A 15,663-nucleotide genomic window follows, 5' to 3' on the forward strand; every position below is an offset into this window, starting at 1 on the left:
GTGGACGTGGCGCCGCGCCTGAAGACGCTGAAAGTGTCCGAGCCGCCGAAGCGCTCGGCCGGCATCGTGGTCAAGAGCGTGGAAGAGCTGGTTTCCAAGCTCAAGAACGAAGCGAAGGTTATCTAAGGCATTTACGACCTGCTCCCCTCTCCCGCAAGCGGGAGAGGGGTTGGGGGTGAGGGAGGTATTAATACCTCGAGAGGTCTTGTAATCCCCCTCATCCCCAACCCTTCTCCCGCTTGCGGGAGAAGGGAGCCCTTCAAGGCATTTTAAACAGGAATTCCATCATGACCGCACTCGTCATTGCTGAACACGACAATGCTTCCCTCAAGGGCAGCACCCTCAATACCGTCACCGCAGCGGCTGCCTGCGGCGGCGACGTCCACGTCCTCGTCGCCGGCGCCAACTGCGGCGCAGCCGCCGAAGCCGCGTCGAAAATCGCCGGCGTCTCCAAGGTGCTGGTCGCCGATGCGCCGCACTTCGCCGACGGCCTGGCCGAAAACGTGGCCGAGCAGGCGCTGGCCATCGCCTCCTCCTACTCGCACATCCTCGCTCCGGCCACTGCCTACGGCAAGAACATCCTGCCGCGCGTGGCCGCCAAGCTGGACGTGAGCCAGGTCTCGGAAATCACCAAGGTAGTCTCGCCCGACACCTTCGAGCGTCCGATCTACGCCGGCAATGCGATTGCCACCGTGCAGTCCACTGATCCGGTCAAGGTGATCACCGTGCGCGGCACCGGCTTCGATGCCGCAGCCACAGGCGGCAGCGCTGCAGTGGAAACCATCACTGCGGCGGCCGATTCCGGCAAGTCGGCGTTTGTCTCGCGCGAAGTGGCCAAGTCCGACCGCCCCGAGCTGACCGCCGCCAAGGTGATCGTCTCCGGCGGCCGCGGCATGGGCTCGGGCGACAACTTCAAGATCCTCGAGCCGCTGGCCGACAAGCTGGGCGCCGCAATGGGCGCATCGCGCGCGGCGGTGGATGCGGGCTTCGTGCCGAACGACTGGCAGGTGGGCCAGACCGGCAAGATCGTGGCGCCGCAGCTGTACATCGCGGTGGGTATTTCGGGCGCGATCCAGCACCTGGCCGGCATGAAGGATTCGAAGACGATCGTGGCGATCAACAAGGATCCGGAAGCGCCGATCTTCTCGGTGGCGGATTACGGCATCGTCGGCGACCTGTTCGAGCTCGTCCCGCAGCTGACCAAGGAACTGGGCTGATTTCGGGCCGCTGACAAGAAATACCGAATGGGCGCACGACGCCCATCGAAAAAAGAGTGAACGCTACCGGGCAGGATTGCCGGGTTTGTCGCGATGCCGGCCATTCCGACGGCGGCTTCGCCATACGGCCCGCGATCCTGCCCGTTCTTATGGAGACTGAAAATGACTTATGTCGCCCCGCTGAAGGACATGCAGTTCGTCATCAACGAGCTCGCCGGCCTTGACCAGGTGAGTGCCTTGCCCGGCTGCGAGGATGCAAGCCGCGAAACGGTTGAGGCGGTACTGGAAGAAAATGCCAAGTTCTGCAGCGAGGTCATCGCGCCGCTGAACGTGGCGGGGGACAAGGAACCCAGTACCTGGCAGGACGGCAAAGTCACAACGACCAGGGGCTTCAAGGAGGCCTTCAAGGCCTTCGGTGAGGCGGGCTGGCAAGGTGTGCAGCATCCGGTCGAATTCGGCGGGCAGGGCTTGCCCAAGCTGGTGGCTACGCCCTGTATCGAAATGCTGAATTCCGCCAATCTGTCGTTCGCCCTGTGCCCGCTGCTCACCGACGGCGCCATCGAGGCGCTGATGACGGCCGGCAGCGACGAGCAGAAACGGATCTACCTCGAAAACCTGGTATCCGGCAAATGGACGGGCACGATGAACCTGACCGAGCCCCAGGCCGGATCGGATCTGGCGCTGGTGCGCACCCGTGCGGTGCCGCAGGGCGACGGCACTTACAAGCTCTTCGGCACCAAGATCTTCATCACCTACGGCGAGCACGATATGGCCGAGAACATCGTCCATCTGGTGCTGGCGCGCACGCCGGATGCGCCTGAGGGCGTCAAGGGCATTTCGCTGTTCATCGTTCCTAAATTCCTGGTCAATGCCGACGGTTCCCCGGGCGAGCGCAACGACGTGCACTGCGTCTCCATCGAGCACAAGCTCGGCATCAAGGCCAGCCCGACCGCCGTGCTGCAGTTCGGCGACCATGGCGGAGCGATCGGCACACTGGTGGGCGAGGAGAACCGCGGCCTCGAATACATGTTCATCATGATGAATGCGGCCCGCTTCGCGGTCGGCATGCAGGGCATCGCGGTGGCCGAACGCGCCTACCAGAAGGCGGTGCAGTATGCCCGCGACCGCGTGCAGTCGCGCGATCTCGCAGGCTCCAGCGGACCTGTCGCCATCATTCACCATCCCGACGTGCGGCGCATGCTGATGTCGATGCGCGCGCAGACCGAAGCGGCACGCGCGCTGGCTTATGTAACGGCGGCTGCACACGATGTGGCGCATCATCATGCGGATGACGCCACGCGCAGGGAAAACCAAGCCTTCTATGAATTCATGGTGCCCATCGTCAAGGGCTGGTCGACCGAGATGTCGATCGATGTCGCTTCCAGCGGCGTGCAGGTCCACGGCGGCATGGGTTTCATCGAAGAGACCGGGGCCGCACAATATTACCGCGACGCGCGCATTCTGCCGATCTATGAGGGCACGACGGCAATCCAGGCGAACGACCTCGTCGGCCGCAAGACGGTGCGCGACGGCGGCGCTACTGCGAAAGCCATACTTGCGCACGCGCGCCGTACTCGGGAGGATCTGGCTGCGCATGCGAATCCGGAATTGGCAGCCATCGGAAAGCAGCTTGCGGCCTCAGTCGCAGCGCTGGAAGAGGTGGTGAATCATGTCGTCGGCAATATGAAGACCGACATCAAGGGGGTGTTTGCGGGCAGCGTGCCGTATCTGAAAATGGCCGGCATCGTGCTCGGCGGCTGGCAGATGGCGCGCGCCGCGCTGATCGCCGCGGACAGGCTCAAGGCAGGTGAGGGCGATACCCGCTTCTATGAAGCCAAACTCGCCACCGCGCGTTTTTATGCGGACCATATCCTCCCGCAGTCGCTCGCCTATCGTACTGCCATCATCGACGGCGGCCAGGGTGTGATGGCGCTTGCGGAGGATCAGTTCTGATCAGGCAAGGAAAGTTGATCTAACGCTAGAAGGCAGCCGTCGGCTGCCTTTATTTTTATTTCAGCGTGAACTCCAACGGTAATTGGAAATCTTCGCTATAGGGCATTCTTTCTGCGATTCTGGTTTCTGGTCCGGAGGTGATCATGAAACGGCTGCTGGCTACGGCAACCCTGCTGCTTGGACTGGCGGGTCCCTGGTGGACTCCTGCATTGGCGCTCGACGCCATCACGACGGCCGATGCAATCGCCATCCATGAAGCCGTTCAGTCGCAGCTTGATGCGCTGGCCAATGATGATGCCGATGGGGCCTTCAGCCAGGCCACGATGCAGAAGCGCATGCTGTTCGGCAGCCCCGACAATTTCCTGCGCCTGATCAAGGAAGAGTACACGCCGATCTACCGTTCGCTGGGCTTCATCTTCTCCGCGCCGGAAGTCATCCGCGGCGAGGCCGTGCAGATCGTGCGTGTCACCGACGGCAGCAGCAAGGTCTGGCTTGCCGTATTCTGGATGCTGCAGGAAGAGGACAGCAGCTGGAAGATAGACGGCTGCCAGTTGCTGGAAACCACGAGCGTTTCCACTTGACTCCGGCTCTGCAAGCCCCTTCAACTTTCATTTCGAGGCCGCACGGATTTTTTTCCGGCCGCGCAGCTTGTCCATGAGGATTCACGGATCTATGTGACTCCGATCAGCCGTAAGCTCCCCCGGTGAACAGCAGGTCGAATGTTCTTGCAATGGCTGCAATCAGTGCAGTTGCGCCGCCGCCGAAGGTCAGGACCAGCAGAAGAATCAGAAGCCAGCCGGAATTCGATTTCCTGCCCGATTCCTGATTGTGCTGTCCGTCCCATTTGTCGTCGGGAGTCAGGCCGATGACCAGCGCTTCGATGAAGCCGGCGAAAATGGAAAGAGGGAACAGCAGAACATGCAGCCACGCCCAGCGGTCGGTCTTGCCGTAGAGATAAAATCGGTGAGCGCCGATGCCGCCCAATATTGCGGCAAGCAGGGCGGCGAATGTCTTGTTCTTGTGAGGCTTCATGGAAGATGGCTTGCAATGAGGGAATTGTCTGCCCTGCATGATATCCGCGACCCGAATCAGGGAGGCAAGGGTTGCCGGCATTTGGCGCCGCGTAGTGTGCATGAGAGCAAAAAGGAAAGCAATGCCGGCGGCAATTCTTTCAAGCTTGCCCGTCTCCTTGAAAACGGGCTATAATTCTCGGCTTTTTCCGCCCTAGAATAATTTTTGGAAGCAGATTATGGTCGTCATTCGTTTATCCCGTGCCGGTGCCAAGAAGCGCCCTTTCTTCAACATCGTTGCAACTGATTCGCGCAATCGCCGCGACGGCCGCTTCATCGAGCGCCTCGGTTTCTATAACCCGGTAGCTTCCGGCAAGGATGAGTCCTTCCGCATCACTCAGGACCGTCTGGCCTACTGGCAAGGCGTTGGCGCCCAGCTGTCCCCGACAGTGGCCCGCCTGGTGAAGGAAGCCGGCAGCAAAGCAGCCGCTTAATTGTCGGTAAAGTCTGTTTCGGGGATGGCTGTCCCCGATGATCTGGTGCTGGTCGGCCATGTCACCGGCGCATACGGCATTCAGGGCTGGGTAAGGATCAGACCTTACTCGCTGGACGCAGATGCGCTGCTGCATGCGAAGACCTGGTGGCTGGACAAGCCGGCGCTGCGCGATGTCGATATGCTGCAGGCCAAGATACATGGCGAAGATGTCGTCGCCAAGTTGATGGGCGTGGCCGACCGCAATGCCGCAGAGGCTCTGAAGGGAGCCTCCGTGCAGATCCGGCGCAGTCATTTTCCTCCGCTGGACAACGACGAGTTTTATTGGGTTGACCTGATAGGACTCTCGGTCGAAAACCTCGAAGGAGAAGTGCTGGGCGAGGTTGCCGATTTGATGGACAACGGCGCGCATCCGATTCTTCGGGTTGTCGCTCCGGCGCCGGCAGCGGAGAACCAGAAGCCGAAGGAATGGCTGATTCCGTTTGTCGACCAGTTCGTCAAGATCGTGGATCAGCCAGCAAGGAAAATCGTTGTCGACTGGGGCCTGGATTTCTAGGTTTCGGCTTCGCGGCTGATTGGAAAATCAGCATGTCAAGGATGAGTCAAGATGCAGTTTGATGCCGTCACGCTCTTTCCCGACATGTTCAGTGCAATAACGCAGTCCGGTATCACACGGCGGGCGTTCGAGCAGAAGCGATGCGCGTTATCCCTCTGGAATCCGCGTGATTTCACGACCGATAACTATCGTACGATCGATGACCGGCCCTACGGCGGCGGCCCCGGCATGGTAATGCTGGCCAAGCCGCTGGAGGCGGCGATCGAGGCGGCGAAGGCGCGCCAGGTGCAGCTCGGATTGCCTGTGCCCCGCGTGGTGTATCTGTCCCCGCAAGGCCAGCCGCTCACGCATCGGCGGGTCATGCAGTTCACCGCCGAAAGCGGCGTGGTGTTGCTGTGCGGGCGCTATGAAGCAGTGGACCAGCGCTTGCTCGACCGCTGCGTGGACGAGGAAATCAGTCTTGGCGATTTCGTCCTCTCCGGAGGGGAATTGCCGGCAATGGCATTGATGGATGCCGTGATCCGTCAGCTGCCCGGCGTGCTCAATGACGATGTGTCTGCGGTCGAGGACAGCTTCGTCAATGGCTTGCTGGACTGCCCGCACTACACCCGTCCCGACGTCTACGACGGCGTGTCCGTCCCTGCGGTCCTGATGGGCGGGAATCATGCGGAAATAGAAAAATGGCGGCGCGAGCAATCGCTGATGGTGACGGCCAGAAAACGGCCCGATCTGATCGCCAGGGCGCGCGAAGAGGGCTTGCTGTCGCGCGCCGATGAAAAGTTTTTGAGCAGTTTGCCTCACAGTTTTTGAAGTCGCAGTATCGCGCGGATGCAACTTGTCCGCATGTCAAACCCCATCCTCTACCGGGCATTTCAAGCGTTGCAGGCGCCGGCAAGATGGCTACAGGAGCTAAAAATGGATCTGATCCAAACACTCGAGCAGGAAGAAATCGCCCGTCTGGGCAAGAACATCCCCGATTTCGCACCGGGCGATACAGTCGTTGTGAATGTCAACGTCGTTGAAGGCACACGCAAGCGTGCTCAGGCTTACGAAGGCGTCGTGATTTCGCGTCGCAATCGCGGCCTCAATTCCAACTTCATCGTGCGCAAGATCTCCTCGGGTGAAGGCGTGGAGCGTACATTCCAGCTGTATTCCCCGCTGATCGCATCGATCGAAGTCAAGCGCCGCGGCGACGTGCGCCGTGCGAAGCTGTACTATCTCCGTGATCGTTCCGGCAAGTCCGCACGTATCAAGGAAAAGCTTCCGAATCGCCGTGCAGCGGAACAGGCAGCAGAATAAGCTGCAGGTTCTCAGGCAAAAGGGCACCGCAAGGTGCCTTTTTCTTTTTCCGCGCAGGCCGCCTTGTTCTGTGTCCGGTACCCGGCTCCGGTATTCACGTTAGAATTCCCGGAGCGCTTGGCAGGAGGCCATGGCATGGCGGCAATGTCATGCTGCGGGAATGCCGGTCAAAAGTCTATATGGCTCATATGGCCACGTATTTCGTAACAGCCCCGCATGCCGATACACGGTGTCTGTCCTTCCCGGCACCGATGATCTTGTTGAGCTACCCATCCGAGGATGCAAGCCTTGTCAAAACTTATCTTTGATCCGGAGGCGCTTCCAGTCGATTCCATTGCGGGCGAGCCGGCAGTGGATCCGGAGCGTCTCACCGTCCTCGCGTTGCGAGAGCGCTTTGCCCGCCCGCCTGAATGGATACGCGAGGAATTCAGCGAGCGCCGCATGCGCAAGCTTGCCGGTGAACCTACGCCGGCCGCGGTGTTGATGCCGCTCGTCGTGCGCGAAAACGGACTTACCATGCTGCTCACCCAGCGCACCGCGCATCTGAACGACCATGCCGGTCAGGTCAGCCTGCCGGGCGGTCGCGTGGACGCCGTTGACACCTCGGCAATTGACACGGCATTGCGTGAAACCGAGGAAGAGGTCGGTTTGCACCGCCGGCATATCGAGATTCTTGGTACCTTGCCGGATTACTTCACCGGTACTGGATTCAAGGTCACGCCGGTGGTCGGCCTTGTACATCCGCCGATCGAGCTGCGTGCCGACCCGTTCGAAGTTGCGGAGATTTTCGAAGTCCCGCTCGACTTCCTGATGAACGGCATGAATCATGAGCTGCGCAGCTACGACTATCCCGAAGGGGGAGGGCGCCGGAGTTTCTATACGATGCCGTATGACCGCTTCTTCATCTGGGGCGCCACGGCCGGCATGCTGCGCAATCTCTTCCATTTCCTGCGCGCCTGACAACAGACAGGGATCATGCAGGTTTGATTATGATCTTGCACTGCGTTATCGTAGCGGCTATATGAATATCAAGTCAGGCCAATGACCTTTCTTTCCATCCTCTTTGCATTGCTTCTGGAGCAGCTCAAGCCGCTGCGGGCCGACAATCCCATCTATGCGGCGGTGAAGCAGCTTGCTGCCCGCATGGAAGCCACCTTCAATGCCGGCCAGGAAGCGCACGGCCGCATGGCCTGGGTCGTGGCGATGCTGCTGTTGCTGGTGCCCTCCATGGCCGTGTACTGGCTCTGCCTCAAAATCAGCCCCTTTCTTGCGCTGCTCTGGAATATCCTGATCGTGTACCTGACATTGGGATTCCGTCATTACAGCCACTATTTCACATCGATACAGATGGCGCTCGGCAGCGGCGACGAGGCAGGCGCGCGCAGCCTGCTGGCTGAGTGGACCAAGCAGGATGTGACGGGAATGAGCGTCAGCGACATTTCGCGCGTGGCCGTCGAGCAGGCATTGATCACCACGCATCGCAATGTATTCGGCGTCTTCTTCTGGTTTGCGATGCCGATCGGCCCGGCGGGGGCCATCCTTTATCGCGTGGCTGAATATCTGGCGCGTGCATGGAACGAGCCCGAGCATTTGAAGAACGAGGCATTCGGACGCTTCGCCACCAGAGCGTTCTACTGGATAGACTGGGTCCCGGCGCGCCTGACCGCGATTGCCTTCGCGATCGTCGGAAACTTCGAAGATGCCATCTATGCATGGCGCAACTTCGCCCACCGCTGGAAGGATGAAGCCATCGGCATCATTCTCTCCGCCGGGGGCGGTGCAATGGGCTTGCGTCTGGGCACGGCGACCGAAAGTGCGGCAAGCCTGCCCGTGGCGGATGCGGCGACCGTGGATTCGATCAGCATCGAACCTGATGTGCCGCCCGGCGAAGAGGCCAATGCGCGTGCGCTGCAGAGCACGGTCGGTCTTGTCTGGCGTGCATTGCTGCTCTGGATGCTGCTGCTCCTGCTGCTCTCCATTGCCGTCTGGCTGGGCTGAGTCGTTTCCTGATATTCCGAATTTCATGCATTCAAGGGTGCAGGGCGCGAACCTGCACCTTCCTTGCTTGTCTACGGCCTAATCGCGCCTGCCGACCCGTCCAGGCTCCATAGCCCTTTCATCATCATGGCCGTGTCCCGCAGGCCGCAAACCCTTTCCTTGCGCCGAAGGTCGGGAGACAGGATGCTCATCACTTGCACGTACGAACATTGTTCCACCTTGCAGCATGCATAGGGCAATACTTTCTGTCGTAAAACCGGACCCGGACATGAAGAGGAACCTGCAAAATCATCCGGTGACATTTTCATAATGCGGGATGTTGTTTCGCTCCAACTCTTCTATAAGATATAATATGCAAGAATATTGAAGGACTGCTGCCGCATACTGGCGGCGGAAACATCGGTCAGGTTGCGCAACTATCCCCGCGCCGCCAAAGCCGGAACAGCAATGTCAGGAAGGCAAGCCGCATACATGGCCGAATTCAAAAAACCTACGACTGTCGCACGCGAATTCTTTATTCAGGGTCTGACGAGCGATGGCAGGCAGTTCCGGCCGAGCGACTGGGCGGAGCGCCTGTGCGGTGTCATGTCATGCTTTCGTCCTGAAGGCAGCGGCGGACGCAATGCACATCTTGGCTATTCGCCTTATGTGCGCCCCACGGTGCTTGGCGGCGTAAAGTCGGTGGTTGTCAACGAGGCCCTGCGCGATATCGAACCGCTGGCCTATCATTTTGTTGTCAATTTCGCCAAGGATAACGATCTGCAGATCGTCGACGCCTGCCTCATGCCCGACCAGAAAACCAAGTAGCCATTCGCTTGCCGGCCTCCGGGCACGAGCCCCGAACAATTTGCCGTAGCCCCCTCCGTTGCCAACTTCGTCCCTCGCAACATCTCGTTTCTGCCGCATCATTTCTGCATCTTTTCAGTCACAGCTTTCCTTATGGAAAGGAATCGGCTAACCTTGCAGGACTCAAGCTTTCAATAGCCACGGCCGCTCAGCAGTCTCATCAATTTCAGTGGAGAAGGAATGCCCAGGAGCCGCCAGCCTTTTTCCCCTTCCGCAGCGGCGGCGCTGGCGCTGATCGTCAGCCTGATCGCCACTTTCGTGCTGTTTGCCGGCATCCGAAGGCTGGAACACGACAAGGTAGAACTTGAATTCCAGCAGCGGGCGAACATCCGCATACTGACGATACAGCAGCAGCTGGACCAAACCATACACACGCTCCGGGTGCTCAACCAGACCTTCGTCAGCTTTCAGAACGTCAGCCGCGAACAGTTTCGAAATTTTTCCCAGCCGCTGCTGCATCGGCATGCCTATATTCAGGCGCTCAATTTCCATCGTGTCGTCAATGCCGAGGAGCGCGAGGCCTATGAGGCGGAGATGCGGCGCATCCATCCGGGGTACGTGATGCGCCGATTGGAAGACGGCCGGCTGGTACCCGCGAAGTCCGCATCGCAGTATCTGATCGTCGACTATATCGAGCCGGTGAGAGGCAACGAGGCTGCATTGGGGCTGGATGTCGCTCCCAATGTCCAGCTGATGGAAGCCGTGCGCTGGGCGACCGACAGCGGACAGCCCACCTCCACGACCCTGCTCAAGCTCGCGCAGGGCGACGGGCGCAAAACCGGCTTCCTTGTCGTGATGCCGCTTTACCGTCCAGGCATGCCGCTTGACAGCGTCGAGGAACGCCGCGCGGCCTTCATCGGCGACACTGCCGCCGTCTTTAAGGCCGAAGTGCTGATCGAAAAGATACTCGCCGAGAGCGGCATGCTGAACGACCCTTCGCTCAGCATCAGCGTCTATGCCGGGTCCGAGCCTGATGACCGCAACCTGGCCTTCCGCAGGGGAGATCGTCCGCTGTCTCGCGACGAGCTTGCCGCCAAGGCGAAGGCGCCGATTCCCCAGTGGCTGCTTCGCGATCAGCCGGAACAGGTGATGCACGACTTCGATCTCGCAGGCCGCCCTTGGAAGATCGTCATCTCGCGCCAGCCGGAATTCTTCATGGCCCGCCATGCGGGATCGGTAACGACGCTGGCAGGCGGCATACTGATGAGCCTGCTGATCGTCGGCTTTTTCCATGCGATGTCGCTGCGTTCGCTGCGGGTGCACCGCCTGGTGGAGCAGCGCACTGCCGAGCTTCGCCAGGCCAATGCAAGGCTGGTCGAGGATATCGCGGCCCGCAGGCGCGCGGAAGAGGCCCTGCAGCTGCGCCAGAGGGCCATCGAAGCCAGCGCGAACGCCATCATCATTACCAGCGCCGCGGCGCCCAGCTATCCGATCCAGTACGTCAATCCCGCCTTCGAGCGCATCACCGGATATTCGCTGGAGGATGTCATGAACCGCAGCTGCAGCCTGCTCTGGGCGGATGACCGGGCGCAGCCAGAGATCCAGGAAATCATTGCCGCCGTGCGCGATAGTCGGGAGACGCGTGTCACGCTGCGGACCTACGGCAAGGATGGCCGCATGTTCTGGAGCGATGCCTACCTCGCGCCGGTGCGCGACGAGACCGGCTTCGTCAATCATTTCGTCGTTGCGATCAATGACATCACCGCTACCAAGCGCTACCAGGCCGAACTGGAATTCCAGGCCAACCGCGACACGCTGACAGGGCTGGCCAACCGCAATCTGCTGCAGGACCGCCTGCGCCAGGCGAGCGCCTATGCCACACGCTACGGGCATTCGGTATGGCTGCTGTTCCTGAACCTCGACCGCTTCAAGTTTGTCAACGATACCCTGGGCCACCGGGCGGGCGACGAGCTTCTCAAGATCGTGGCCAACCGCCTGCGCGGCGCGGTCCGCGAAACCGATACCATTGCGCGCATGAGCGCCGATGAATTCGTGCTGCTGCTGTCGGAACGCACCGAAGATCATCTTTCGCCCGTTATCGTGCAGCGCATCATGGACACGGTGGCCGAGCCCATCGTCATCGAAGGTTATGAATTCGTGATGGGGTCGAGCATCGGCATCGCGGTCTGCCCCTCCGACGGCGTCGAGGCCGATACGCTGATCAAGCATGCGGGCATCGCGATGTACCGTGCCAAGGAAACGGGCCGGAACAACTTCCAGTTCTTCACGCCGGCGATGAACGAGCATGCGATGGAGCGCCTGCGCATCGAAAACGACCTGCGCAGCGCGCTGGAGCGCGAGGAATTTTTCCTGCACTACCAGCCGCAGGTCGATATCTCCACCGGCAGGGTGATCGGCATGGAAGTGCTGATCCGGTGGCAGCATCCGGTACTTGGCATGGTGCCGCCGGGCCGCTTCATCGAACTGGCCGAGGAAACCGGATTGATCGTGCCGATCGGCGCCTGGGTATTGCGCAGCGCCTGCCACCAATGCGTTGCCTGGCAGCGTGCCGGCCTGGGGCCGCTGCGGGTCGCTGTCAACCTGTCGCCCTTCCAGTTCTATCGGGAAGACTTGGCGCAGACGGTCAAGGACGCGCTCGCCGAATCCGGCCTGGCGCCGCAGCTGCTCGAGCTGGAGCTGACGGAAAGCATGATGATGAACGACATCGAACATGCGGTCTGCATCCTGCGCGACCTGAAGACGATAGGCGTGCACCTGTCGATCGACGACTTCGGCACCGGCTATTCCAGCCTGTCTTATCTGAAGCGCTTCCCCATCGACCTGCTCAAGATCGACCAGTCCTTCGTGCGGGACATCAGCATCGATCCTGATGACGAGGCAATCGTGCTGTCGATCATTTCGCTGGCCCACAGCCTGCGCCTGAAGGTGATTGCCGAAGGCGTGGAAACCGAAGCCCAGCTTGCCTACCTGAAGCGCCACGGCTGCGACTACATGCAGGGCTATCATTTCAGCCGCCCGCTGCCCGCGCTGGAATTCGAACAGCTGCTGCGCCAGCGGCGCTCCCTTCCGCAAGACACATCCCGACTTCTCCCGCAGGTGTAGCATATCGTGCAGGCCGAGCGTTCCCGCCATGGGAACGCGCACCGGCATACCGAATCGAAACGCTGAACCGCTACAACAACCAGCAATGAAGCTACGGAGAAACGGCATGGCCAACACCCGGATAGAACGCGATACCTTTGGGCCCATCGAAGTGCCGGCGGACCGGCTCTGGGGTGCCCAGACGCAACGCTCGCTGCATCACTTCCATATTTCCACCGAGCGCATGCCGGCCAGCCTGGTGCTGGCGCTGGCCCAGGTCAAGCGCGCCTGCGCCCGCGTCAACCGAGAGCTGGGGCAGCTCGATGCAAGGAAAGCCGATGCCATCATCGCCGCCGCAGATGAAGTGATTGCAGGCCGTCACGATGAAGAATTTCCGCTGTCGGTCTGGCAGACGGGCTCCGGCACGCAAAGCAACATGAACATGAATGAAGTGCTGGCCAACCGCGCGTCCGAACTGCTGGGCGGGCGGCGCGGCGAGGGCAGGCTGGTGCATCCGAACGACGACGTGAACATGGGGCAGTCGTCGAACGACATCTTTCCCACCGCCATGCATGTCGCCGCAGCCACCAGCACCGCCAAATCGCTGCTGCCGGCCATTGATGCCCTGCGCACGACGCTGGCGCGCAAGTCGGAGGCGTTTGCCGACATCGTCAAGATCGGGCGCACGCATCTGCAGGATGCGACGCCTCTCACGCTCGGACAGGAATTCTCCGGCTATGTGGCCCAGCTCGAGCATGCGCATGCCATCGTATCGGCATCGCTGCCCGCGCTGCTAGAGCTGGCGGCAGGCGGTACCGCCGTCGGCACCGGCCTGAATACGCACCGCGAATTCGGCGCCCGCGTCGCCGCCGAACTGGAAAATGCCCTGGGCCTGCCGTTCAGGACCGCGCCCAACAAGTTCGCCGCACTGGCCGGCCATGATGCGCTGGTGGCCGCGCATGGCACATTGAAGACGCTGGCGGCGGCGCTGATGAAGATCGCCAACGATGTGCGCTGGCTGGCCTCCGGGCCGCGTTCCGGTCTCGGCGAAATCACCATTCCGGAAAACGAACCCGGCAGTTCCATCATGCCGGGCAAGGTCAATCCCACGCAGTGCGAAGCGATGACCATGCTGTGCAGCCAGGTGTTCGGCAACGACGTGGCCCTCAATATCGGCGGCGCCTCCGGCAACTTCGAGCTCAATGTCTTCAAGCCCCTCATCGCCCACAACTTCCTGCAGAGCGTGCGCCTGCTGGCCGACGGCATGCACAGCTTCGACGAGCACTGCGCGCAGGGCATCGAAGCCGATCATGCGCGCATCGGCGAATTGATGGAGCGCTCTCTGATGCTGGTGACGGCACTGGCGCCGCACATCGGCTACGACAAGGCTGCGCAGATCGCCAAGCGCGCCCATCATGACGGCACCACGCTCAAGCAGGCGGCGCTGGCGCTGGGACATGTCAGCGAGGAAGACTTCGACCGCTGGGTCCGGCCGGAAGCGATGGTGGCGCCGCGCTGAGGCGTCTTCCTTAGTCCTGCGCGGACTGCATGATCTGTTCGCGCAGCCAGACATTGGCCGGGTCGCCATCGACGTTCGCATGCCAGTAGAGGAACACGTCGAAGGCCGGCACGTCGAGCGGGAAGGGCAGGATCTGGTTGCCGAACTGCTCGTTGGCCACATGCGCATAGCGTCCCGGCATGGTCAGCAGCATGTCGGTCTGGCTCACCACCCGGCAGGCGGCGAAATAATGCTGGCAGCGCAGCTGGACCCGCCTTTCGACGCCGAAGCGGCTAAGCTCGAAATCCTCCAGCCCCAGGCCGCGCCGGCGTGAACTGGCAAGGATGTGATCCTGCTTCAGGTAAGTGTCGAGATCGAGGCTGCCGCCGATGTCGGGATGGCCCCTGCGCGCCACCACCACCGTGGAATCCTGATAGATGCGGGTATGCATGATGTCGCTCGACAGCGGCAGCAGCACGTCGATGGCCGCATCCAGGGTGCCGGCCGCCAGTTCGGTTTCCAGTTCGCGCCGCTCGACATGACTGGCGGCAAGATCCACCTGCGGAGCATGTTTTCGGATGCGCAGCATCAGCGGCGGCAGGATGGTGGATTCCAGTACGTCCCGCAAGGCAAGGTTGAAACGCTTCTGCGTGCTTGCCGGATCGAAAGCATGTACGCCGTTCAAGGTCACTTCCAGGCTGCGCAGCGAGCGGCGGATCGGATCGATGATGCTGCGCGCCAGCGGCGTCGATACCATCGCATGTCCCTGCCGCACGAACAGCGGATCGTCGAACATCTGCCGCAGGCGGTTCAGGGCATGGCTGATCGCCGGCTGCGTCAGGTTCAATTTCTGGCTGGCGCGCGTGACGCTGCCTTCGGTATAGATGGCTTCGAAGACTGTGAACAAATTGAGATCGACTCGCGATATATGCATGAAATTTATGCGATCAGATAATAACTATTCATTTGATCGATTCTAACCCCGGCGATAAGCTTCCTACAACTCACCGCACTGCAGCAAACAGGGAAGCATTCAATGGGACAGATCTACCTCGTCCGTCACGGACAAGCGTCATTCGGCAGCGCCAATTACGACCAGCTGTCGGAACTGGGTCAGGAGCAGGCCCGCCTGCTCGGCGAATGGTTTGTCAGCACCCACCAGAACTTCCACCGGGTCGTCTGCGGCGGCATGAAGCGGCACCGGCAGACCGCCGATGCCTGCATTGCTGCGCTGCCGAAGGCCTCCCGCGTCGATCTCGACTGGGAAACCGATCCCGACTTCAATGAATACGATCACCACGAGATCATGGTCAGGCACCGTCCGGAATTCGACGATCCGGAAGAGGTGAAGCGCTTCCTGGCTTCCAGTCCGAAGGCGAAATATGCGTTCCAGGACATTTTCCAGGCGGCCATGTCGCGCTGGATGAGCGGTCTCTACGACAGCGAGTACCGCGAGCCTTGGCCAGTCTTCCAGCGGCGTTGCGTGGAGGCGCTGCGCCGGGTCATGGCGGGCGCGGAAAAGTCGCAGAGCATCCTCGTCTTCACTTCCGGCGGCACCATTTCCACCATCTGCCAGCATGTCCTCAACCTGCAGAACAAGCAGGTCGCGGAATTGAACTGGTCGCTCGTCAATTGCGCCGTGACCAAGCTGCTGTTCCAGGGCGACCGCGTGACCCTTAGCACGCTGAACAACTATGCTCACCTCGAGTGGCTGGGCAAGCCTCACACCATCACTTACCGATAGGAAGACC

Annotated in this window: 15 protein-coding genes and 1 pseudogene; 14 read left to right on the forward strand and 2 right to left on the reverse strand. The window is 60.8% G+C overall.

Annotated features, from left to right (window positions below; all coding sequences use genetic code 11):
* The 4 genes and pseudogenes from IGW03_RS13920 to IGW03_RS13935 form a co-directional block, all read left to right on the forward strand.
* A pseudogene (locus IGW03_RS13920) lies at positions 1-126 on the forward strand (electron transfer flavoprotein subunit beta/FixA family protein); the annotation flags it as partial.
* Positions 127-287: 161 nt separating this feature from the next.
* Positions 288-1,217 carry an electron transfer flavoprotein subunit alpha/FixB family protein gene (locus tag IGW03_RS13925; protein WP_194723175.1) on the forward strand — a complete coding sequence of 310 codons (930 nt, stop codon included), beginning with the start codon at positions 288-290 and terminating at the stop codon, positions 1,215-1,217.
* A gap of 162 nt (positions 1,218-1,379) precedes the next feature.
* Positions 1,380-3,170 carry an acyl-CoA dehydrogenase gene (locus IGW03_RS13930; RefSeq protein WP_194723176.1) on the forward strand — a complete coding sequence of 597 codons (1,791 nt, stop codon included), beginning with the start codon at positions 1,380-1,382 and terminating at the stop codon, positions 3,168-3,170.
* Between the two features lie 143 nt (positions 3,171-3,313).
* On the forward strand, positions 3,314-3,751 hold the full coding sequence (locus IGW03_RS13935; RefSeq protein ID WP_194723177.1) for a DUF4864 domain-containing protein: 438 nt from the start codon (positions 3,314-3,316) through the stop codon (positions 3,749-3,751).
* Positions 3,752-3,854: 103 nt separating this feature from the next.
* Here IGW03_RS13935 and IGW03_RS13940 read toward each other — a convergent pair whose 3' ends face one another.
* A complete protein-coding gene (locus tag IGW03_RS13940; protein WP_323744973.1) occupies positions 3,855-4,202 on the reverse strand; it encodes a TM2 domain-containing protein in 348 nt (115 codons plus the stop codon).
* A 217-nt stretch (positions 4,203-4,419) separates the two neighbouring features.
* Between IGW03_RS13940 and rpsP the strand changes: the two genes are divergently transcribed.
* The 9 genes from rpsP (at position 4,420) to fumC (ending at position 13,933) form a co-directional block, all read left to right on the forward strand.
* Positions 4,420-4,674, forward strand: a complete 255-nt coding sequence (gene rpsP / locus IGW03_RS13945; protein WP_151636918.1) for a 30S ribosomal protein S16 — start codon at positions 4,420-4,422, stop codon at positions 4,672-4,674.
* A 24-nt stretch (positions 4,675-4,698) separates the two neighbouring features.
* Positions 4,699-5,229: a ribosome maturation factor RimM gene (rimM, locus tag IGW03_RS13950; protein WP_194723179.1), complete on the forward strand. Its 531-nt coding sequence runs from the start codon at positions 4,699-4,701 to the stop codon at positions 5,227-5,229.
* A gap of 51 nt (positions 5,230-5,280) precedes the next feature.
* Positions 5,281-6,039 (forward strand): tRNA (guanosine(37)-N1)-methyltransferase TrmD, encoded by a 759-nt coding sequence (gene trmD / locus IGW03_RS13955; protein WP_194723180.1) that lies wholly within the window; start codon positions 5,281-5,283, stop codon positions 6,037-6,039.
* 105 nt (positions 6,040-6,144) lie between these two features.
* Complete coding sequence (gene rplS, locus IGW03_RS13960) at positions 6,145-6,528, forward strand: 50S ribosomal protein L19 (protein ID WP_194723181.1); 384 nt, start codon at positions 6,145-6,147, stop codon at positions 6,526-6,528.
* A 279-nt stretch (positions 6,529-6,807) separates the two neighbouring features.
* The gene (locus tag IGW03_RS13965; RefSeq protein WP_194723182.1) at positions 6,808-7,488 is read left to right on the forward strand and encodes a CoA pyrophosphatase; all 681 of its coding nucleotides are present in this window, start codon (positions 6,808-6,810) and stop codon (positions 7,486-7,488) included.
* An 81-nt stretch (positions 7,489-7,569) separates the two neighbouring features.
* Positions 7,570-8,526, forward strand: a complete 957-nt coding sequence (locus tag IGW03_RS13970; protein WP_194723183.1) for a CobD/CbiB family protein — start codon at positions 7,570-7,572, stop codon at positions 8,524-8,526.
* A gap of 471 nt (positions 8,527-8,997) precedes the next feature.
* On the forward strand, positions 8,998-9,333 hold the full coding sequence (locus IGW03_RS13975; RefSeq protein ID WP_194723184.1) for a DUF3579 domain-containing protein: 336 nt from the start codon (positions 8,998-9,000) through the stop codon (positions 9,331-9,333).
* Between the two features lie 219 nt (positions 9,334-9,552).
* On the forward strand, positions 9,553-12,435 hold the full coding sequence (locus tag IGW03_RS13980) for a bifunctional diguanylate cyclase/phosphodiesterase (protein ID WP_194723185.1): 2,883 nt from the start codon (positions 9,553-9,555) through the stop codon (positions 12,433-12,435).
* A 106-nt stretch (positions 12,436-12,541) separates the two neighbouring features.
* On the forward strand, positions 12,542-13,933 hold the full coding sequence (fumC, locus tag IGW03_RS13985; protein WP_194723186.1) for a class II fumarate hydratase: 1,392 nt from the start codon (positions 12,542-12,544) through the stop codon (positions 13,931-13,933).
* 10 nt (positions 13,934-13,943) lie between these two features.
* Here fumC and IGW03_RS13990 read toward each other — a convergent pair whose 3' ends face one another.
* Positions 13,944-14,846 carry a LysR family transcriptional regulator gene (locus IGW03_RS13990; RefSeq protein WP_194723187.1) on the reverse strand — a complete coding sequence of 301 codons (903 nt, stop codon included), beginning with the start codon at positions 14,844-14,846 and terminating at the stop codon, positions 13,944-13,946.
* A 102-nt stretch (positions 14,847-14,948) separates the two neighbouring features.
* Here IGW03_RS13990 and IGW03_RS13995 point away from each other — a divergent pair, with 102 nt between their 5' ends.
* On the forward strand, positions 14,949-15,656 hold the full coding sequence (locus IGW03_RS13995; protein ID WP_194723188.1) for a histidine phosphatase family protein: 708 nt from the start codon (positions 14,949-14,951) through the stop codon (positions 15,654-15,656).
* Positions 15,657-15,663 lie beyond the last annotated feature (7 nt).

It is taken from the genome of Noviherbaspirillum malthae (assembly GCF_015352985.1).
Classification (GTDB): domain Bacteria; phylum Pseudomonadota; class Gammaproteobacteria; order Burkholderiales; family Burkholderiaceae_D; genus Noviherbaspirillum; species Noviherbaspirillum malthae.